This window comes from Tumebacillus avium (assembly GCF_002162355.1).
Lineage (GTDB): Bacteria > Bacillota > Bacilli > Tumebacillales > Tumebacillaceae > Tumebacillus_A > Tumebacillus_A avium.
In genome coordinates, this window is record NZ_CP021434.1 from 5,012,434 (window position 1) to 5,031,794 (window position 19,361).

Annotated in this window: 10 protein-coding genes; 2 read left to right on the forward strand and 8 right to left on the reverse strand. The window is 56.1% G+C overall.

The window, feature by feature from the left end; genetic code table 11:
* Positions 1-86: 86 nt before the first annotated feature.
* A complete protein-coding gene (gene metH, locus CBW65_RS23200; protein ID WP_087458925.1) occupies positions 87-3,518 on the forward strand; it encodes a methionine synthase in 3,432 nt (1,143 codons plus the stop codon).
* Between the two features lie 89 nt (positions 3,519-3,607).
* On the opposite strand, the gene CBW65_RS24480 is transcribed toward metH, so the two are convergent.
* Positions 3,608-3,760 carry a hypothetical protein gene (locus CBW65_RS24480; RefSeq protein WP_157722149.1) on the reverse strand — a complete coding sequence of 51 codons (153 nt, stop codon included), beginning with the start codon at positions 3,758-3,760 and terminating at the stop codon, positions 3,608-3,610.
* Between the two features lie 156 nt (positions 3,761-3,916).
* On the opposite strand from CBW65_RS24480, the gene CBW65_RS23205 reads away from it, so the two are divergent.
* Positions 3,917-4,423 (forward strand): hypothetical protein, encoded by a 507-nt coding sequence (locus tag CBW65_RS23205; protein ID WP_087458926.1) that lies wholly within the window; start codon positions 3,917-3,919, stop codon positions 4,421-4,423.
* Positions 4,424-4,455: 32 nt separating this feature from the next.
* Here the strand turns inward: CBW65_RS23205 and CBW65_RS23210 are convergent, their stop codons facing one another.
* The 7 genes from CBW65_RS23210 to CBW65_RS23240 form a co-directional block, all read right to left on the reverse strand.
* Positions 4,456-5,538 carry a hypothetical protein gene (locus CBW65_RS23210; protein WP_087458927.1) on the reverse strand — a complete coding sequence of 361 codons (1,083 nt, stop codon included), beginning with the start codon at positions 5,536-5,538 and terminating at the stop codon, positions 4,456-4,458.
* Positions 5,539-5,748: 210 nt separating this feature from the next.
* Entirely contained in the window at positions 5,749-6,402 is a 654-nt protein-coding gene (locus CBW65_RS23215) for an rRNA methylase (RefSeq protein ID WP_087458928.1), read from the reverse strand.
* 17 nt (positions 6,403-6,419) lie between these two features.
* Positions 6,420-14,882, reverse strand: a complete 8,463-nt coding sequence (locus tag CBW65_RS23220) for a polymorphic toxin-type HINT domain-containing protein (protein ID WP_087458929.1) — start codon at positions 14,880-14,882, stop codon at positions 6,420-6,422.
* A 174-nt stretch (positions 14,883-15,056) separates the two neighbouring features.
* A complete protein-coding gene (locus CBW65_RS23225) occupies positions 15,057-15,719 on the reverse strand; it encodes a spore coat protein (protein WP_232463402.1) in 663 nt (220 codons plus the stop codon).
* A gap of 111 nt (positions 15,720-15,830) precedes the next feature.
* Positions 15,831-17,630, reverse strand: a complete 1,800-nt coding sequence (locus CBW65_RS23230) for a M3 family oligoendopeptidase (protein WP_087458930.1) — start codon at positions 17,628-17,630, stop codon at positions 15,831-15,833.
* Between the two features lie 103 nt (positions 17,631-17,733).
* Positions 17,734-18,870, reverse strand: a complete 1,137-nt coding sequence (locus tag CBW65_RS23235) for a zinc-dependent alcohol dehydrogenase (protein ID WP_087458931.1) — start codon at positions 18,868-18,870, stop codon at positions 17,734-17,736.
* Positions 18,867-19,328 (reverse strand): CBO0543 family protein, encoded by a 462-nt coding sequence (locus CBW65_RS23240; protein WP_332457847.1) that lies wholly within the window; start codon positions 19,326-19,328, stop codon positions 18,867-18,869. Before CBW65_RS23240 ends, CBW65_RS23235 begins: the two co-directional genes overlap by 4 nt.
* Positions 19,329-19,361: the final 33 nt, after the last annotated feature.

Consider the following 19,361-nt stretch of genomic DNA (forward strand, 5'->3'; position numbering starts at 1 on the left):
GCTAACCCTCTTCTTGGACCGCCCGAGAAGAGGGTTTTTTGTATGTATAAACTGTATGTACAAACAGAGGAGGCTGTCGATTTCCTATGACCCGAGTGCCGATACAGACCCAACTGTCCCGCAAGATCCTCATCCTCGACGGAGCGATGGGAACGATGCTGCAGCAAGAGAATCTCACCCCTGCCGATTTTGGCGGCGAAGAGCTGGACGGCTGCAACGAGAATCTCGTGCTGACCCGTCCCGATGTGATTCAGAAAATTCACGAAGCCTACCTGGCTGCCGGCGCCGACATCATCGAAACGAACACGTTTGGCGCGACCTCGCTTGTGCTCGCCGAATATGACCTGTCCCACAAGACGGAAGAGATCAACTTCGAAGCGGTGCGCCTCGCCCGCGCCGCTGCCGACAACTACTCCACCCCGGACTGGCCGCGCTATGTGGCCGGCGCGCTCGGGCCGACCACCAAGTCGCTGTCAGTCACGGGCGGGGTGACGTTTGACGAACTGGTCGAGACCTACTATGTACAGGCCCGCGCGCTCGTGCAGGCCGGAGCTGACGTGTTGCTTTTGGAAACGATCCAAGACACGTTAAATGTCAAAGCTGCCAGCATCGGCATCCGCCAAGCGTTCCAAGATCTGCAGCAAGAGATTCCGGTGATGATCTCCGGCACGATCGAGCCGATGGGCACGACGCTGGCCGGTCAGAACATCGAGTCGTTTTACGTGTCGCTGGAGCACCTGCAGCCGATCTCGATTGGCCTTAACTGCGCGACCGGCCCGGAGTTTATGCGCGATCATCTGCGCTCCTTGTCCGAACTGGCGCAGTGCGGCGTTTCCTGCTACCCGAACGCCGGGCTCCCCGACGAAGACGGCCACTACCACGAAACGCCGCAAGGGCTCGCCAAAAAGCTGCGCGGCTTCGCAGAGCAAGGCTGGCTGAACGTTGCCGGCGGCTGCTGCGGCACCACGCCTGACCATATCCGCGCCATCCACGAAGCGTTGCAAGACGTCGCGCCGCGTGCCGCTCAGCAGCACCACGCCCCTGCCGTCTCCGGCATCGAAGCGGTGTTCATCGAGCCGGATAACCGCCCGCTGATCGTCGGCGAGCGCACCAACGTGCTTGGTTCGCGCAAGTTCCGCAACCTGATCGTCGATGGCAAATACGAGGAAGCATCGGAGATCGCCCGCGCCCAAGTCAAAAAAGGCGCGCAAGTGATCGACGTCTGCCTGCAGGACCCGGACCGTGACGAGCATCAGGACATGTCCGCCTTCCTCAACTTCGTCACCAAAAAAGTCAAAACGCCGCTGATGATCGACTCGACCGACCCGACCGTGTTTGACCTGGCGCTGAAATACTCGCAAGGCAAAGCGATTCTGAACTCGATCAACCTCGAAGACGGCGAAGAGAAATTTGCAGAAGTGGTGCCTTTGATCAAAAAATACGGCGCAGCTGTCGTTGTCGGCACCATCGACGAGCAAGGCATGGCGGTGACCCGTGAACGCAAAGTGGAAGTCGCCAAGCGCTCCTACGACCTGCTGGTCGGCAAATACGGCCTCAACCCGCAAGACCTGATCTTCGACCCGCTCGTCTTCCCCTGCGGCACCGGCGACGAGCAGTACATCGGCTCCGCTCCGGAGACGATCGAAGGCATCCGTCTGATCAAAGAAGCCTTGCCGGAGTGCCAGACCATCCTCGGCATCTCCAACGTATCGTTTGGCCTGCCCGGTGCGGGGCGCGAGGTGTTGAACGCCGTCTTCCTTTACCACTGCACCAAGGCCGGACTGGACTATGCGATCGTCAACTCCGAGAAGCTGGAGCGCTATGCGTCGATCCCAGAAGAGGAGCGCCGCCTCGCCGAAGACCTACTCTTCCACATCGACGATGAAAAACTCGCCGAGTTCACCGCCTTCTACCGCGAGAAGAAAGTGGTCGATACGGTCGCCGTCTCCAACATGACGCTGGAAGAACGCCTTGCCAACTACGTGGTCGAAGGCAGCAAAGAAGGCCTGATCCCCGACCTGGAAGAAGCATTGACCAAATACCCGCCGCTGGAGATCATCAACGGTCCGCTGATGACCGGGATGGAAGAGGTCGGCCGCCTGTTCAACCTGAACGAGCTGATCGTCGCCGAAGTCCTGCAGAGCGCCGAAGTGATGAAAGCGGCCGTCGCCCACCTCGAACCGTTTATGGAAAAACAGGAAGGGTCGCGCAAAGGCAAAATCCTGCTCGCCACCGTCAAAGGCGATGTGCACGACATCGGCAAAAACCTGGTCGAGATCATCCTGTCCAACAATGGATTCCACGTGGTCAACCTCGGGATCAAAGTGCCGCCGGAGCAGTTGATCAAAGCAGCCCGTGAAGAGCGGCCGGACGCGATCGGCCTGTCCGGACTGCTGGTCAAATCGGCGCAGCAGATGGTGATCACCGCTCAAGACTTGCGCGCAGCAGGCATCGACGTGCCGCTGTTGGTCGGCGGTGCCGCCCTGACCCGCAAGTTCACCTCGAACCGCATCGCGCCGGAGTACCAAGGGCTCGTCTTGTTTGCTAAAGACGCCATGGACGGCCTCGACATCGCCAACCGCCTGAACAAGCCGGAAGAGCGCGAACTGCTCGCCGCGAAGCAGCGGGAAGCAGCGCTGGCACAAAGCGCGGAAACGGTGCAAGAAGCCGCAGTGACCGTCTCGACGGAGCCGGTGCGTTCTGCGATCACCCATGAGCATCCGCAGATCGCAGCGCCCGACTTCGAGCGCCACGTGCTGCGCGACTACCCGATCTCCCATCTGCAGCCGTACCTCAACCTGCGGATGCTGCTCGGCAAGCATTTGGGCCTGAAAGGCAATGTGGAGCAGCTGCTCAAAGACGGCGACCCGAAAGCGACCGAATTGCTGGCGGTCGTTGACGAGTTGCTGGAGCTGGCGAAGACGGACGGCATCATCCGCCCGCAAGGCATGTACCGGTTCTTCCCGGCGCAGTCGGCCGGTGATGAGATTTTGATCTACGACCCGCAAGATACGGGCAAAGTGCTGGAGCGCTTTACGTTCCCGCGCCAGCAGCAAGCGCCGCACCTCTGCTTGAGCGATTTCCTGCGCCCGGTGGAAAGCGGCGAGCTGGACCACGTCGGCTTCCTCGTTGTGACGGCAGGCCAAGGCATCCACGAGCTGTCGACGAAGTGGAAAGAGGAAGGCAACTACCTCCGTTCGCACTCCCTGCAAGCGTTGGCACTGGAGCTCGCCGAGGCATTTGCCGAGCGCGTCCACCACATCATGCGCGACGCCTGGGGCTTCCCCGATGCGCCCAACATGACGATGAACGAGCGTTTCGGTGCCCGCTACCAAGGCATCCGCGTCTCCTTCGGCTACCCGGCCTGCCCGAACCTCGACGACCAGGCGCAGCTGTTCCGCCTGCTGAAGCCGCAAGACATCGGGGTAGAGCTCACCGACGGCTTCATGATGGACCCGGAAGCGTCCGTGTCGGCGATGGTGTTCTCGCATCCGCAGGCAAGATATTTTAATGTGTAATGAAGAAAACCCACACCTCTGCGCATATCTATTAATCCAAATGAAAAAAGAGCTGTGCCTGTACAGGCACAGCTCTTCTTGATTGCCGCTTAGATGCAGTTCGGATACGCATCCGGATCGCAGTAGATCGGGCCTCTTGCTTCTTGTTGTGCCGGCGCGTCGGTCGTCGCCGCGATCACCGCCATCGGAGTCAGAACTGCCAGCAAAGCAGCTGCGGAAAGCATCATAAGTTTCTTTTTCATACAAAAAACCTCCCCATAAAACTATTATCTTTAGAATGAATTAACTATATCAATAATAGCATGGCGGACAACGGAATACAATATATGTAAAAAACGAAACTTTAATCTAAGTAAATTCGTCTAATCAGCAGCAGATCATTTAAAGGAGGATGTACGTTGAACAAACAAAAAGTGAAAATAACAGTCATCGCCGGCGTTTTGATCGCAGTTTTAACCGCAGGATGGTATCTCTTTTTCCCGTCCCAAACAAGCCCCGAAGATACCGCTCTCGTCATGCCTGCCGTCGAAGAGTATTTTTCCGTTCGCAAGCAGGCGATCCTCTCCGGGAATGTTTCGGCGTTGCACAAGCGTTACCCTGAGCTTGCCAAAGGGACCGACCTTCGGGCCGGCATCAACTCGGAGGCCCTCATGGTTGAGCAGCACCGTTCCCCCAAAACATTTGATGAAACGCTCGACCTTGAGTACTACGAACCGATCCAAGTGCAACTGAGGAGCGACACAGCAAAAGTGGTCGTGCACGGTCTGTCCGGCTACCTGCATCCTGAGGATATAATAAGCGAAGGCGAGTTCCACCTCACCCTCACCCTTCGTCAACAAAGCGGTGTCTGGACTGTCACCCAAACCGACGAAAAAACCTTGGAGGAGTATCATACCGAACACTAAAAAATCCCCGCTGCATAACAGCGGGGCCTTCCTTACCGCCAGCCCGGCGCTCCGTTGTCCGGGAAGTGCTGGGGCATTTTCCACTGGTCGGGTGTCGCTGTGAATGAGAAGTTCTGGTCGGGCGGGTTAAACGTGCTGCAGGTGTTGTTGATGTTCCCCATCGACTGCAGCTGCGGCTCATCCCACAAAGGGGAAAGTTTTCCATTCAGCGGGAACTTTGGGTTGCGGATACTTTCCCGGGGACTGGCTTTTTCCGTGTCTTTGACCTTTTGTCCTTTGCCAAGCGTCGCGCCGTGGTTCAAGACAAATTTATAGCGATCAAAGAAGCGCAGCATTTTAAACGCATCACCAACTTTGGGCTGCGGGCTGCCTGCGATTTGTATATCGACCGTAACTGGCAGCGTGTCTGCAGGTGCCGTAACAGGGTTTTTCAGATCTTTAATCGCTTTGCCGATGTCCGTTCGAATTTTCTTCGCCTCAATAAGATGTTTAGCCGTTCCCGCTCGGTTACTTGGATCGAATTTCGCGAGCTCGGTATCGAAATCTTGCGCCTTGGTGCCCAAAAGCGTGAGCGTTTTGTTGTAAGCGGCGACAAGATGTGCCTGCGCCGCCTTTTGCGTCACCAGGTAGTCATCGTAGGTATTGAAGCTGGTCGCGTACCCTTCCTCGCCGGCCGGGGCAAATTCGCCGTCGATATAGCCGGTGGTCAAGCGGTCTTTGAGCTTCTGCTCGGTCATTTGCGGCCCATGGCGTTCCAGCGAGTGACCCCCTTTGACCGTCTCGATCCCTTTGGCGTGCAGTTCGCTGAGCTTACTGTTGTCCACATTCGCCATCCCGTCGAACATCGTCGGGTCGGCTGCATAAAACGGGGCGAGCGTGCGCACGAACGTAAACATTTCGTCCCGATCTTGAAACGTGAACTCCGGCGAATCATCGCGGGTCATATATTTATAAAGCGTTCGCTGCGCCACTGAGAATTTCCAAGACGCGAGCGGCTCGAGGTCCGATTCATACTCTTCGTCGCCAACCTGCATTTTCGGCTGGATCGGCTGGGCGCTTTGCATCCGCGCTCTTAACAGCTGCGCGGTCGCCCGGTTGCCATACGCTTTTTGCATCTGCAAGAGAGCTGCCTGAGACATTGACCCACTGGCTGCGGATTTGGCCTGCGCAGGCTGCCGCAAGGGCTCAGCAGTTTGTGGTGAAGCTGGTTGCTGTACGTGCATCATAACGGCACCGTCCCGATAATGAAAATATAATTTACATTAAATATAACACAGATCATCTACACGCAAAAGCCCCGCTGCATTCAGCGGGGCTTTGTGCTGCTACGTACTTTGAGTCTCTGTTTCTAAAACGTTACATATTTTGCAGAAATGGAAGTAAATATACGATTCACCAATTTGGAAGGAAAAATCCTCCTTAACTAGTCCCACAGAGTCGTAGTCTTCGCTACAAACAGTTGCAAGGTACTCCATCTCTTGATTACAGCCATCACACTTTTTTTGAATGGGATCAACTGCAAAAAGCGGCTCACCGAGAACTCTGCAAACGTACTCAGATCCAAACGCATCGAAAGCATGATCAGTATCGCTGCCCTTTAAAACAAGATCGTTTTCTTCTAACTCGACTAACATCATATTTGAAAATGGCAATGGGGAAGGGAGTCTGTCTTCTTCTTCACAAATCCACTTTTCCTCATCAAATTGTTTCACGATCGAAACAGACCTTGATGTCGGTGCCAACTCAAATACCTGACGAGACCAGTAAGAAGAACAATTTAAACAGGAGAGTAGTGGGATACTGTCTAAAGATGAGTGATGATGAAATTGTTGGAATCTAGGATCGCTTAAGTCAAAGGTAAAAATCAAATGCATATTGATATTACAGTTTGGACAGACCGGTGTATCCCACGAAGTCCCGCCAAAAGAGTGACCGTAGTTGTCTGTCCCTTTGACAACCCTATATCCTTGTCCTCCCATACATCTTCCTCCTCATCTTACCTGTTAGACTTTGTATATACCTTTTGTCCGTAACGGACTGCTCCCCTTAACCCTTCATTATATTTTCTTCCGAAGAGCTTCTTAACATCCCAAATATCTTTCGCCATTCGTTGACGTCCGCTCAAATCTGCATCTTGTCTCATCGTAGCCTTGCCTCGACCTGCAAAAGTCCTTGTTTTTGCATGATCTTCTTTGCTCATCATGACGGCAGGGCCATCGTTTCGACTTATTCCTTTTGTCTTGTTATAAGCGTTCTGTGCGATATGGTGAGGAACTTCATTAGGTCCCTTCACTTTATCCAGATCGCCAAATTTGCCGCCTTTATTGGGATTTAACTGACACGCATTATGCGTCCAGATCCCTAAATTTGAGACGAAGTAGGTGTGGAAGTCTTTGACTTTGAAGTTGTAGACGGTGGCTTTTTGCTGCTTGACGATGATCTGGTCGATGGTCAGGATCTTGCCGTCGGCCGTCTCGAAGCGGTCGCCCGCTCGGAGGTTTTGGGTTTCGACCCAGCCTTCGCCGACGACCCAGAAGGGGTGCTCGTCGGTGGTCTGGATGACCTCGCCGCCTACATGCACTTCATAGATTTCATCGACTTCGCGCTGGTACAGCCACTCGACTTCTTTGTACGCTTTTTCGCCGGTGTACTCGTCTTTGGCAAGGACTTTGTCCCCGATTTTGACGGACTCTATCGGCACTTCGCCGTCTTCGGTCTCCACCTTTGTTCCCAAGGTGAAGCAGTTGCAGCTCTTCTGCGGCGTCGCTTTGCGGTACACTTTCCGCTGCGGCGCTTTGGACTTCTGCAGAACGACTTTCGTCTTCTGAATCCGCGCCTTCTTGACGGATGGCTTGTAGTATTTGACCGCTTTGTAGGCTTTCTTGCCCGCTTTTGCCCCTTTGATGGCGCCTTTGATCGCCCATTTGGCTTGGCCGGCGCCTGGGATGAAGTTGGAGGCGATGCTGGCTGCGGCGCCTGCTTTGTGGTACCACTTGGACTTTTTGCTGGTCAGCGTGCGGATGTCATCGCCGATCGCGAAGTTATACGCTTTTTTCGTGGCTTTCTTGGTCGACTTCCAGACGCCGGACATCCACTTCGGCAGGTGACCGTCCGGGTCGATGTTGTTGACCGGGTCGGCATCTGCGTAGAGATAGCGGTTCAAGGAAACCGGCTCGTCTTCTTCGCCTTCGTACTCATCCGGCACGATGAAGCGGCCCGTCGACGGATCGTAATCGCGCCAGCCCATCAGGTAGAGACCGGTGTTCTGATCGTACATAACACCCATCTTCCCGACGTAACGGTACGGGTTCACCGTACCCACCGCCTGGTCGCCGCCGATGGAGAGGACATTCCCCCACGCATCGTATTCGTACGTGGTCACCACGTTGCCCGCAGCGTCGGTGATCGCCACAACATCGCCGCGCGCGTTGAATTGGTAGTAGTATACCACATCGTTCCAAGCGAACGAGAGCATGTTGCCGTCGCCGTCGCGGAAGTACTTGAGCGAATCAGACTTCGAAGTTGCGGTCAGCTTGGTCTCGAGGAAGATACTGCCGCTTGTGTCGCGGTGGAAATGGTAGTGCGTGTTGCCGGACGCGTCGCTGACGTTTTTCGCAATCCGGTTGCCTTCGGTGTCATACTCGTAGAGAATCTTCGGCTGCACGATGCCGTTGATCGTCTTGTCCACCGACATCAGCTGATCATCGCTGTTGAAGCCGTAGTCGATCACGGTGACATTCGCGCCTTCTTTCACCGTCGTCTTCTTCAGGGTGCCGCTCGGATTAAATTCGTAGTCGGTCGTGCGGATCAGCGCACCCGTGGTCTTATCGAACTCTTGCTTCTGCTGCATGCGGTTGCCCGTCGCATAGGTGTACGCGGTCACCGTCTTGCCGGTCGCCAGGTCTTCCACTTTGACGATGTTCGAGTTCGCGTCATAGGTGTACTTAAACTTGCGGCCGCCTTCTTCTGTCGTCTCTAGGTTGCCGGTCGCCGTGTAGGTGTATTTGCCTTTGACAACGCCTTTATCGGAGACCTGCGTCACTTGGTCGGTCGTGTTGTACTGGTACTGCAGGTCGAGAATGACCGCGTTATTGCCGCGGTTGAGCGCTTTGATCGTGCTGACTTTTTCGCCGCCGTTGTAGGTGAACGTAGTCTGCACGCCCGGCGCAGTCACCGTCTTGATCATGTCGTTGACATAGTACTCGTAGTCGAACGTATCGAAGTTCGGTGTCAAAATCTGCTTGGTGCGGTCGCTGTCATCGGAGAGGACAACGGTGTCGCCCAGTGCGTTGGTGAGGATTTCTTTGTTGTTTTTGTCGTCATAGGAAGTTTTGGAGACGGTCTGCGTATGCGTGATCGTCTCTTCCAACAGACGGTTGTTCGCATCGAAGACGGAGATCGTCTCCGAGTTGTAGAAACCGTCGCCGTCCGGGTCTTTGTCCAGCGGGATCGGGTTGGTCTCGTCATACGTCCACGTGTTGGTCACGTTGCCGTTGTTGTCGTGCAGGTAACGGTTGTCCGTCTTCGTGCCCGCCGGTTGATTGACACCAAGTTCGCGGACCAGTTGGCCAAGTTCGTCATAGAACAGCGAGACTTCTTTCGAAGTCGTCACCGTCGTGCCAACCCCTTCCTGCATCGTGCGCTTGACCACTTGGCCGATCGCGTCGTATTCAAAGAGCGTGATCTGCGTCTTCGTCTCACCGGTCGCCCCGTCTTGCAGCGTCTGGGTCTCTTTGCGCATCTGGCCTTCTGCATCGTACCCCCAGTCGGTGACAGCGCCCGTCGCGTCGACGAGCTTGGTCTTGTCGCCCGCCGCGTTGTAGGTGTAGGAAGTCTTCTTGCCTTGCGGGTCGATGACTTCTTTGAGCTGTCCGTTCGAATCGTAGAGATAGGTGGTCGCGCCAAGCTTGTCCATCCCGATGATCTGGTTGCCTTTGCCGTCGTACAGCGACCAGGTCTCAACAGCCGGTGTCGACGAATCGATCGTGTAAATCGCGTTGTCGTCGATGTCGTAGCTGTAACGGGTAGCCAGACCCATGCCGTCGATCTCTTTGAGCAGTCGTCCTTCGGCGTCAAATTTCTTCTGTTCGACCAGCGTATTCTGGTCTTTCGTCGGATCGGATTCGGTGATTTGACGGTTCAGTTCGTCATAGCGGAAATGCGTGGTTCCCTTGGAATGCAAGGTTGCCGTCACCGTATCCCACGCCAGGTTTTCTTCGGTCAGCTTGTTGCCGTTGGCGTCGTACGTCATGCGCATTTCATTGCGCAGCGGGTCGACGGAGCGCACAAGGCGTCCGACTTTGTCGTAGTAGAGGCGGCTGACAGCGCCGTTTCCGTCTTTGTCTGCCACTTTGCGGCCTAGTTCGTTGTACTCGTCGATCTCGATGATCGACACGACGTTTGGCGCCAGCGGCGTTTTGTTGTCGTAGCCTTGCTTGGTGACTTGCGGCTGTTTGACCAAAACTTGGCGGTTCGCCTCATCGTACGCGTATTCGGTCGTGCGGCCGATCGCGTCTGTCGTTTTGATCAGGTTGCCGTTGGCATCGTATTGATTGATGATCTTTTTGCCCAGACGGTCGATCGATTCCAGCACTTGGTTGTCTGCGTTGTAGACCCATTGTGCCATTTGACCGAGCTCGTTGGTCTCTTTGATCTTGTTGCCTGCCGCGTCGTATTCGAACGACATCTTTTTGCCGTACGCGTCGTACGATTCGAGCAGATTGAGACCGTTTGCGTCATACTTGCTGATCAGTTTGTAGTCGGCCTCTTCCATCCACACATCGTCGATGTGAACGGTGCCGGAAGTCACAGCGATCTTGGTCGTGACAAAAGCTGCGTTTGCCGGAACCGGTGCCGAGATATGCTGGCGGGTCCAGTCGGCTGTGCCGCCAAGCGGAGCGGAACTCTCGCTGCCGATGGGGTTTTTCGAGCTGTCATAGAACTGGACGGTGGTCGTCAGTCCCGCAGCAGCGTCCGCTTTCACATAGCCCAGCGCGCGCACCGGAAGGCGGCCCGCTTTGACCGGGACAAAATCGGACTCGATCGACGCAGCGCCGGTCAGCGTGACGCCGCGGACCCCGCTTTTCTTCTCGGTCGTGTTCAGGGACCAGTTGCCGGCCGTTTTCCAGCCCTGCAGTGCGGTTGCGTCGCCTTGCTCAAAGCTTTGGTTCGGCACAAAGCCGTACCCGGCGCCGCGCTGGTTCAGCTCTTCCGTTACATTGCCGTACGCGTCGTACGTGAAGGACGTTTTAAAACCGTCCGGGTCGATCGTCGCCGTCTTGTTGCCTTTAGCATCGTATTCATGTGTGGTCACACGACCCAATGCATCCGTTTCTTTCACAAGCAGGCTGGTGCCCGGCTTGTAGACGCTCGTCGTCACCGGCGTCACTTGCACGCCGTCGATGTCGGTCGTCGCCGGTTCTGTTTTGGTCAGCACATTGCCAAGCGCATCATAGGTGAAGACCGTCTTCAAACCGCGCGGATCGGTCGATTCTTTCAAAAGGTTGTCCGCGTAGAGGAACGACTTGGTCAGTTTCAGGCCTTGCGGGTCTTCCACCATCGAAACGATGTTGCCCACGCTGTTGTAGACATACTCCGCTTCGATCGATTCGTTCGGGCCGGCCAGCACCATGTTGACCTTTTTGTTGACGAGGTCATAGCCGAGGGTCTGGTTGATCGTCAGCGCCGGATTCGTCGCTCCGGTCGATGCGTTTTGCGTGGTCAAGGTGTTCGACACGTTGATCAGACGCAGTCCGTTATACAGATAGTTCACCGTGTGACCGTTCGGGTCGGTCGCGCTCTTCAGGCGGCCTTGGGAGTCATACGCGTAGCCCAGCGTGCGGTAACGCGTCCCGGCTTCATCGTAGTACTCAACATCGGTGAGCTGTCCGGTGGTGTTGTAGTAGTAAAGGACAGAGCTGATCGGAGAGAGCACTTTGGTCAGCAGGTTGCCTGTGTACGCAAAGGTCACCTTGCGTCCCATGGTGTCGACGATCTCCTGGAGCTGGTTGTTCGCCCAGACGTAGGTGATCTTGTTTTGGTTGTTGTCCGTCTCGGACGTCAGGTTTCCTTGCGCGTTAAACGTGTACAAGGTGCTTTCCGCGTCTTGATCTTGCAGGAGCCACGTGCCGTCCGCCTGCTTGGTCAGCTTTTGGAAAATGCCTTTCGGAGCGGTGTAGGTGCCGTCCGTCTGTTTGGTGAACAGATGGCGGCTGCCGTCTTCGTCGGTCAAGGTCACATTGCCGTTGGCAGCTTCGGCGAGCTCCGTTTCAAAGCTCAAACGCCAGCCTTTGCCGAGCAGCCCCGCTGCGCTGTCCTGGCTGTTGTAGACGCGGTTGACGCCGACGCTCAAGCCGCGGCCTTCCCAGTCAAAATCGCCGTAGGTGAGGAACAGGTTGCCGTTCGAGAGGTTTACGTTGCTCGAACCGTAGCCGGTCTCCGTCTCCACGACGCCCCAGTAGGGTTCGGTGCCCAGCATGTCAAGGAACTGGTCGACATACACGTACTTGCTGACCACCGACACGTTGCCCGCCGCATCTTTGGCCTCCAAACGCAGCGTGTACAGCCCGGTCGGAATGTTTGCGGTGTTCCAGGTGGCGAGCAGATCTTGATTCACCACATCGGTCTGCTTGGCGATCTCCGTCCATTGCGTCGGCGCACTACCCGCTCCGTAGGAGATCGTGTAATCAAGCAGGTCGTTGTCGGACGCAGAACCCACGATGTCGATCGCGCCGTTCAAGTAGTCGCGCTCGTTCGGCGTTGTGATCGCCGCAGTCGGATACGAAGTATCCAGCGTGATGCTTGCCGACTTCGCAGTCGATTCATTGCCAGACGGGTCTTTGTAGATGACAGAGACCGTTTTGTCGCCGTTGCCGTCCGACAGCGTCCATGCTTTCGTCGCCGTAAACGCTTCATCTGCCGTCCATGCCTGCTCTTCGTTGCGCAGGCGCTGCTGGTACGGACCGTTGGCGTTGTCGGTCACCGACAAGTTCAAGCTGACGTTTGGCGAGTTGGTCAAAGTCTGACCGTTGTTGATGACAATCGCGCCCTGCGGCGGCACGGTGTCGACCACTTTGACCGCGGAGGAGAGCGTGTCGCCAAAACGTCCGACGCCCACTTGCAGCATGCCCCAGCGGGTCAGGAAGTCGCCCGGGTTCTTGCCGCCGTTAGAGCGCAAGTTAAACGTTTTGCTACTGCCCGCGCCGATCGAATCGGTGCCGGAGAGCGGCATGCGCGTATCTTGGGTCAGCGGATCGGTTTCTTCCACAGAGCCCAGGTAGAAAGCGCCAGCCGAAGTCCACGTCTGCAGACCTTCGTTTTTCACGGTGACTTGCACGTTGTAATCGCCGCTCGCTTCCATCGTGGCCGGAATCGAGTAGGAGACGATCGACGCGTCAAGCTGCTTGCGCGGCGTGTCGCTGGACGTGGTCGACCAGGTGTAGTTGCCGCTGTTGTCGACCGCTTTGACCGCCATGTAGTACGGCGTGCGGGCCAGCAGTTCGCCGGTGTATTTATAGCTGTTGGTCGTCACGGCGGCGCCGTTGACGACGTCCCAGACGCCCGATTTGGTGCCGAGGTAGACTTCATAGTGCTTCAAGCCGGACAAGTTGTCGGTGGACGCCGCCCACGTAAACGTGTAGGCGCTGTTCAGCTTGTTGGTGACCGCCGGAGTGCCCGGTTTGGTCGGGGCGGTTTCGTCGTCGATCGTCGGCATAAACGCATCCGACTGCACGGTCGTGCCGTATGCGTTGTACGCCTTGACGCGGAACCAGTAGTTTTTGTTCGCGGAGTACGGACCGCCCGATGCGACATAGACCGGACGCGGGTCGTCTTCCAGTTCGCCGCCCGTGCCGTCCAGACGCAAGGTGTATTGGCCTGCTGCCGCCTGTGCGGCGGTCGGCCACAGCTTCTTGCCTTTGGTCGTCCAGGTGGTGACGTTGCCGACATCGATCTCTTCATACGCTTTGCCGTTGAAGAACAGCACTTTGTACCCGGTCGCGCCAGATACCGCGCCCCATTGCAGGTTGACGTAGCCGTTGCCGGTGTTCACGCCGTTGCCGTACGCGGTGCCGGTCGGAGCGGCCGGCTTCGGCGAGTAGGTGATCTCCAGTCTCGGCGCATACGCCCCGGAGCTGTAGTCGCTGGAGTAAAACTTGCGGTACGAACCGGTCGTGTTCTCGTTGGACGCCTGCATGACCAGCCCGTGGTAGTTGGCCGGGTTGTCATACCAATAGTTGACGAGGCTGCCGACGTTCCACGAGTACCAGCCGTTCGCTTCGCCTTTAGAGAGCAGGTTCGAAGCGTACGAACCGCCAAACCCCGGCTGGTTGCTGTACGTGATCCCCGAGCTCGACCACGCTGCATACGCGCGGTGAATGTTGATCGTCGTGTCGACCGAAGAAGGCTCGTAGTACTTGTAGGCCTTAAACGTCGCCCCGGTCAACAGCCCCCCGCCCAGCGCCGGCAGCGTGCTGCCGAACTTGATGAACGTGCGGTGACTGTCGACGGTCGGCGCATACCCGGTGCGCAGTTCCGCGTCGCCGCCGTAGTTGACGGTGTTGTACACTTCACCGACATAGGCGTCAAACGTCGTCGCCGTCGTGCCCCCTGCCGTGACCGTCGGGTCGAGCAGGATCGGATACTGGGTTTCCGGGTCTTTCAGATAGGCCATGTCCAGCGCCAGGGTCAACAGGATCTTGCCGCCCTGTTGTTCCAGCACGTAGTCCATCGCGTGCGACTCTTTGTCGGACGCGTCGCGCATGAATGGCGGCGCAAAGGTGTAGACGACCGCGCCGTCTTTTTTATCGGTGAAGACGATATCGCGTCCTTCTTGCTTGACGTTCAAGTCGGTCTTCAGCTCAAAGGTGATTTTTTCGACGTCAGGAAGCTTTTTTAAGATCAGGTCTTCCTTGACGCCGGTGCTGCGTACATGATAAATAGCATCGATATTTGCAAATAGATTGGGATAGGTAAGCGTATCATCTTTGCTGACGCCGGCCGCTGGGTTGGCGCCAAGAATCGAATAGGAAAGGGAATGCCCGTTTTGCTTGATCTTAAAGATGTCTTTATCGGCCGTCTTGGCAAATAGTGCGGTAAACTTGTTTGCTTTGTTCTGGAACTTGAAGTTTTTCTGTTCGGTCTTGTCGGCGATCAGATCGGTGATGCCGTTGTCGATCGATTTCCAGTCCTTAGTGCCGGTTTCCTGATAGAAAACCGGTGTGGAATACATCTCGATCGTTTCGGTGAGATCGCTGTTTTTCCACGTTTTTGAATTTTGCGTGCGTTTTCCTTTCAGCTCCAGCACCTTATCGGGCGCTTCTTTAGCCTGCTCTTTCGCGTCCTTGTGTTCATTCGAACCGTGCGCATACGCCGTTCGCAGCGAATCGAGCGGCATCGTGACCGCCAGATTCAGCACAAGAAACGACACCAACGCTTTTGAAAAAAGTCCTTTTGATCGCAAACAAATTTCCCTCCTCAGATAAGAAAATTTAACCAAGAGTGCAACAGATGAAATATAGCTTTAAAATAATACGTGAAAAATAGAGTATATAGCTACGGGCAAATGTTCCCATGCCAAAAGACGCAAAAAAGGCGATCCGAAGTGATTCGGATCGCCTTAGGTCTCACTCACAAATTAGAAATTGCGGTTCAGCGCCATCGGGGAATTGTAGCCTTGCTGCTGCTGTGCGCCATAGCCTTGACCGCCGCCGTAACCCGGGGCAGAAAACGCCTGCACCATCGTTTGCATGGTGTGGTCAGCCAGTTGCGGAACTTGGTACATGCCTTGGTAGTTGGCAAATTGGAACAGTTCGTACGCCATCTCCTGGCAGGTGTTGGCAGACGTTGCATGGAACTGGCGCAGCACCGGGTTGGCGCATTCCAGCGTGAAGTTCATGCAGGAGATCGCGCCAAACTTGTGCAGGTTGAGCGCGATGGTCGCGATCGACTGGTCGGACAGGCGGTTGGCCTGCGGGTTGGGCGTCGGGAATTGCGGGTTGTTCAGGCCGATGTTGATGTTTTCGTAAACGTTCGTTTGCGGCGTGTGCGGGACTTGCGGAGTGAAGCCTTGGTTGTTCAGCACCGCCAGGCACTGCTGGTAGCCTTGCACCATGCGGCGCTGCTGGTTGCTCAGGATGTCGCGCAGGTGCGCGTCCTGGCACTGGCTGATCAAGATGCCGTACAGCTCTATGTCTGCCCCTTTGGAGCGGATCGTTTCCTGTGTAACCAAAAACTCATGCGCTCCAAAACGCATCCCTTGCTGTTGTTGACCTTGTTGTTGCTGTTGAGTACGGTTCATTCTGTAAAGCACCTCCAAGCGAGTTTCAAACCTTTACTAGAATGCCGTTTCCACAGCTGCTTTATGCAAATGAAAAAGCCTTGCGCCACGAATCGGCACAAGGCTTTGCTTTTACTTCGCAGCGACTTTGCCCGCGGTCAGGCGCAGGAATTCTTCTGCATCCTTGACGGTGATGTCCACTGCATTTTGCCAAAATTCCGGCTGGGTCAGATCGACGCCAAGGTGCTTCTGCGCCAGCTCCTCCACCGTCATGCTGGCCGTGTCGCGCAAAAGCGCCACGTACTTGTCGGCAAAAGTCGGGCCTTCCTGCAGCGCCAGCGCGTAGACGCCGGTCGAGAACAGGAAGCCGAAGGTGTACGGGAAGTTGTAGAACGGCACCGAAGTCGAATAGAAGTGCAGCTTCGACGCCCAGAAGCGCGGGTGGTACAGCTCCAGAGAATCGCGGTACGATTTCTGCTGCGCTTCCACCATCAGCTCGTTCAGGCGCTCGGCGCTGACCAGGCCTTTTTGGCGCTCATCGTAGAAGTTGTTTTCAAAGATAAAGCGAGCGTGGATGTCCATGTACATCGCGATCGAGCCGTGCACTTTCTCTTCCAGCAGCGCAATCTTCTCGTCGTCCGATTTCGCTGCGCGCACCGCCGCCGAAGTGACCAGCGTTTCCGCAAACGTCGAAGCGGTCTCCGCCACGTTCATCGCGTACAGGCGGGAGAAGAACGGCATGTCGCCCATCACGTGCGCATGGTACGCATGGCCCAATTCGTGCGCCAACGTCGACACAGCGCCCATCGAGTTGTCGTACGTCATGAAGATCCGGGTCTCGTTCTTGCCCGGGAAGCCGGTGCAGAACCCGCCGGGACGCTTGCCCGGGCGGTCTTCCGCCTCGATCCAGCTCTGCTCAAACGCCTGCTTGGCAAAATCGGCAAAGTCGGGAGAGAATTCTTGGAACTGCTCGACGATAAAGTTAGCGCCTTCATCGTACGTATACGAAGTCTCCACGGTGGAAGTCGACGCGTACAGGTCGTAGTAGCTCAGCTTGTCGGCGCCGATCAGCTCCGCCTTGCGGTTCAAGAACTTCACAAATACTTCTTTGTTCTTGTCGATCACATCCCACATCACGTCGAGGGTGGCGCGGGACATGCGGTTGATGTCGCACGGCTCTTTGAGGATCGAATCCCAGCCGCGGGCTTTGTAATGCGCCCAGCGGAAGCCGCCGAGGTGGTTGAGGTTGGCTGCGAACAGCTCTTCGTTTTGCGCAAACGCTTCTTCCCACGCTTGAAACGCAGCTTCGCGCACATTGCGGTCCGGCGCGCCGGAGTACAAGTTCTGCGCCTGGCCGACCGACAGTTCCTTCACTTCACCGCCGCTCTCCACCTTGATCGCCATGCGGCCGATCAGCGTGTTGTACAGCGAGCCCCAGGCATGGTAGCCGTCTACAGCGAGGTCGCCCGCCAACGCTTCCATCTCCGGCGCCATCTTCTCGCCGGCGCGCAGGCGGCGCTCATCGAGGTAAAAGGCGATCGGCTGCACGCGCTCGTCTTTCAAAAGCGCTGCCCAGGTGTTATCATCTGCCGCGAGGATCTGCTTGTCCAGCACGGTCATCGCCGCGCCATGCTGTGCGGACAATTGGGTGATCCGGCCATGCACGATCTTCGCGTGCTGATCTTTCACGTTTTGCGCGAGCAGGCAGGAGGTGAAGCTCGTCGCATAGCGCAGGTTGGCGAACACCTCTTGCACCGTTTTCAAAACGGAGACCCATGCGTCAACGCTGTTTGCCGACTCCAGCGAGGAGATCGTGCCGGACAAACCTTCGATCCCGGCTTCGAGCTGATTCAGATACTGAGCAAACTCCGGAGACTCGGAACCGCCGGCAAAAAACGGATCTAAATTCCACGTTTGGCTTAAATTTTTCATGAGAATCCCTCATTTCGCTATGTATTTCTTCTCCCATCATATCACACTTTTCAAATAACTTCCTGCCCCGTAAAAAAAGCCGCAAACTGCGGCTCCTGCAAGTTTACGGCTTTAAAACGACTTTGATGCACCCGTCCAGCTTTTCATCAAAAATTTCATATCCGCGCTCCGCTTCCGCCAAAGGCAGCCGGTGTGTGATCACGTCGGTCGGGTCAAATTTGTTCTCTTTGATCATCCGGTACAGCTCCGGTATGTAGTGGATCACCGGCGCCTGCCCCATCTTCAGCGTGATGTTGCGGGCGAACAGATCGCCGAGCGGAAACGCGTTGTAACGCGCCCCGTACACGCCGACCAACTGGATCGTCCCGCCTTTGCGCACGCATTGCGCCGCGATGACGATCGCGCCCATCGAGCCGCCCTGCAGCTTCAATGCGCTCTCCACCATCTCGACGATCGTCATCTTGCCGTCCATGCCGACACAGTCGATCACGACATCCGCGCCGCCTCCCGTGATCTCTTTCAAATACTCGCCGGCATGGTCATGCTTGGTGAAATCGACGATCTCCACGTTGTTCACCCGCTTGGCATGTTGCAGGCGATATCCGATGTAGTCGACAGCGATGACGCGCTTGGCGCCTTTGAGCCAAGCAAACTTTTGCGCGAGCAGACCGACCGGGCCGCAGCCGAGCACGATCACCGTATCGCCCGGTTTGACCCCGGCGTTGTCCACGCCCCAGTACGCCGTAGGCACGATGTCAGACAAAAAGACGATCTGCTCATCTTCCATCTCGCAATCATCCGGCACTTTAAACGGCATGAAATTCCCGTACGGCACCCGCAAAAATTCGGCCTGGCCGCCTGCGTACCCGCCGTACGTCTCCGAATAGCCCAAAAAACCACCCGTTTCCCCATGCGGATTGGCGTTGTCGCATTGGCTCTCCAGGTGATGTTCACAGTAGAAGCAGTGCCCGCAAGCCACCGTAAACGGGACGATCACCCGGTCGCCTTTTTTGACCCGCGTCACATCGGGGCCAACTTCTTCGACGATCCCCATCGGCTCGTGGCCGATGATGTAGCCTTTGTGAAGGTTGGGGACGAAGCCGTGAATCAAATGCAAGTCGGACCCGCAGATGCCGGTGGTGGTGATGCGGACGACGAGATCATCACGCTGGATGATCTTTGGATCTGGCATTTCGGTCACTTTTACATCTTTGATCCCTTGGTAGGTTACAGCCTTCATGCCCATTCTCCTTTCAGCCTGCCCTGCTCATACGCAGAGCGGTAATAGCGGTAGACCACAGCGATCGACAGGTAGATCACGATGTCAGATAACAGCGACAGCCAGAGCGACCACCACATGTGGTGCTGCATGTTGCCCAGCCGCATCGTCAGCCATTCAAAGAGGATCGCCGGGATCATCCAGAACACGGCCCGCTTCAAAATCTGTTTCCATCGCTCGGGCAGGTTTTGACAAAACAGATACGCGACGACCGGATAGATGCCAAAATCGAGCAGCAGCGGAATCGTATACAAGGCATGGGGCAGCCCGGAATACGACCACAGTTGGTAGTGCACCATCATCAGATCGGTCAACAAGCCTAAAAAGCTGGTAAAGATGCAAACAGGATACAGCTCCCGGACGCGGGACTTGTCCGCTTTGATGAAAAACCATAGCCAGCAAAATGCAAATACCAGCACAAAATACAAGTCAACTCCTCCTTGATTCGTGCT

Coding starts and splice junctions, on each gene's coding strand:
- metH (WP_087458925.1), top strand. CDS start 87: ATGACCCGAGTGCCGATACAGACCCAACTGTCCCGCAAGATCCTCATC.
- CBW65_RS24480 (WP_157722149.1), bottom strand. CDS start 3,760: ATGAAAAAGAAACTTATGATGCTTTCCGCAGCTGCTTTGCTGGCAGTT.
- CBW65_RS23210 (WP_087458927.1), bottom strand. CDS start 5,538: ATGCAAAAAGCGTATGGCAACCGGGCGACCGCGCAGCTGTTAAGAGCG.
- CBW65_RS23215 (WP_087458928.1), bottom strand. CDS start 6,402: ATGGGAGGACAAGGATATAGGGTTGTCAAAGGGACAGACAACTACGGT.
- CBW65_RS23225 (WP_232463402.1), bottom strand. CDS start 15,719: ATGAACCGTACTCAACAGCAACAACAAGGTCAACAACAGCAAGGGATG.
- CBW65_RS23230 (WP_087458930.1), bottom strand. CDS start 17,630: ATGAAAAATTTAAGCCAAACGTGGAATTTAGATCCGTTTTTTGCCGGC.
- CBW65_RS23235 (WP_087458931.1), bottom strand. CDS start 18,870: ATGAAGGCTGTAACCTACCAAGGGATCAAAGATGTAAAAGTGACCGAA.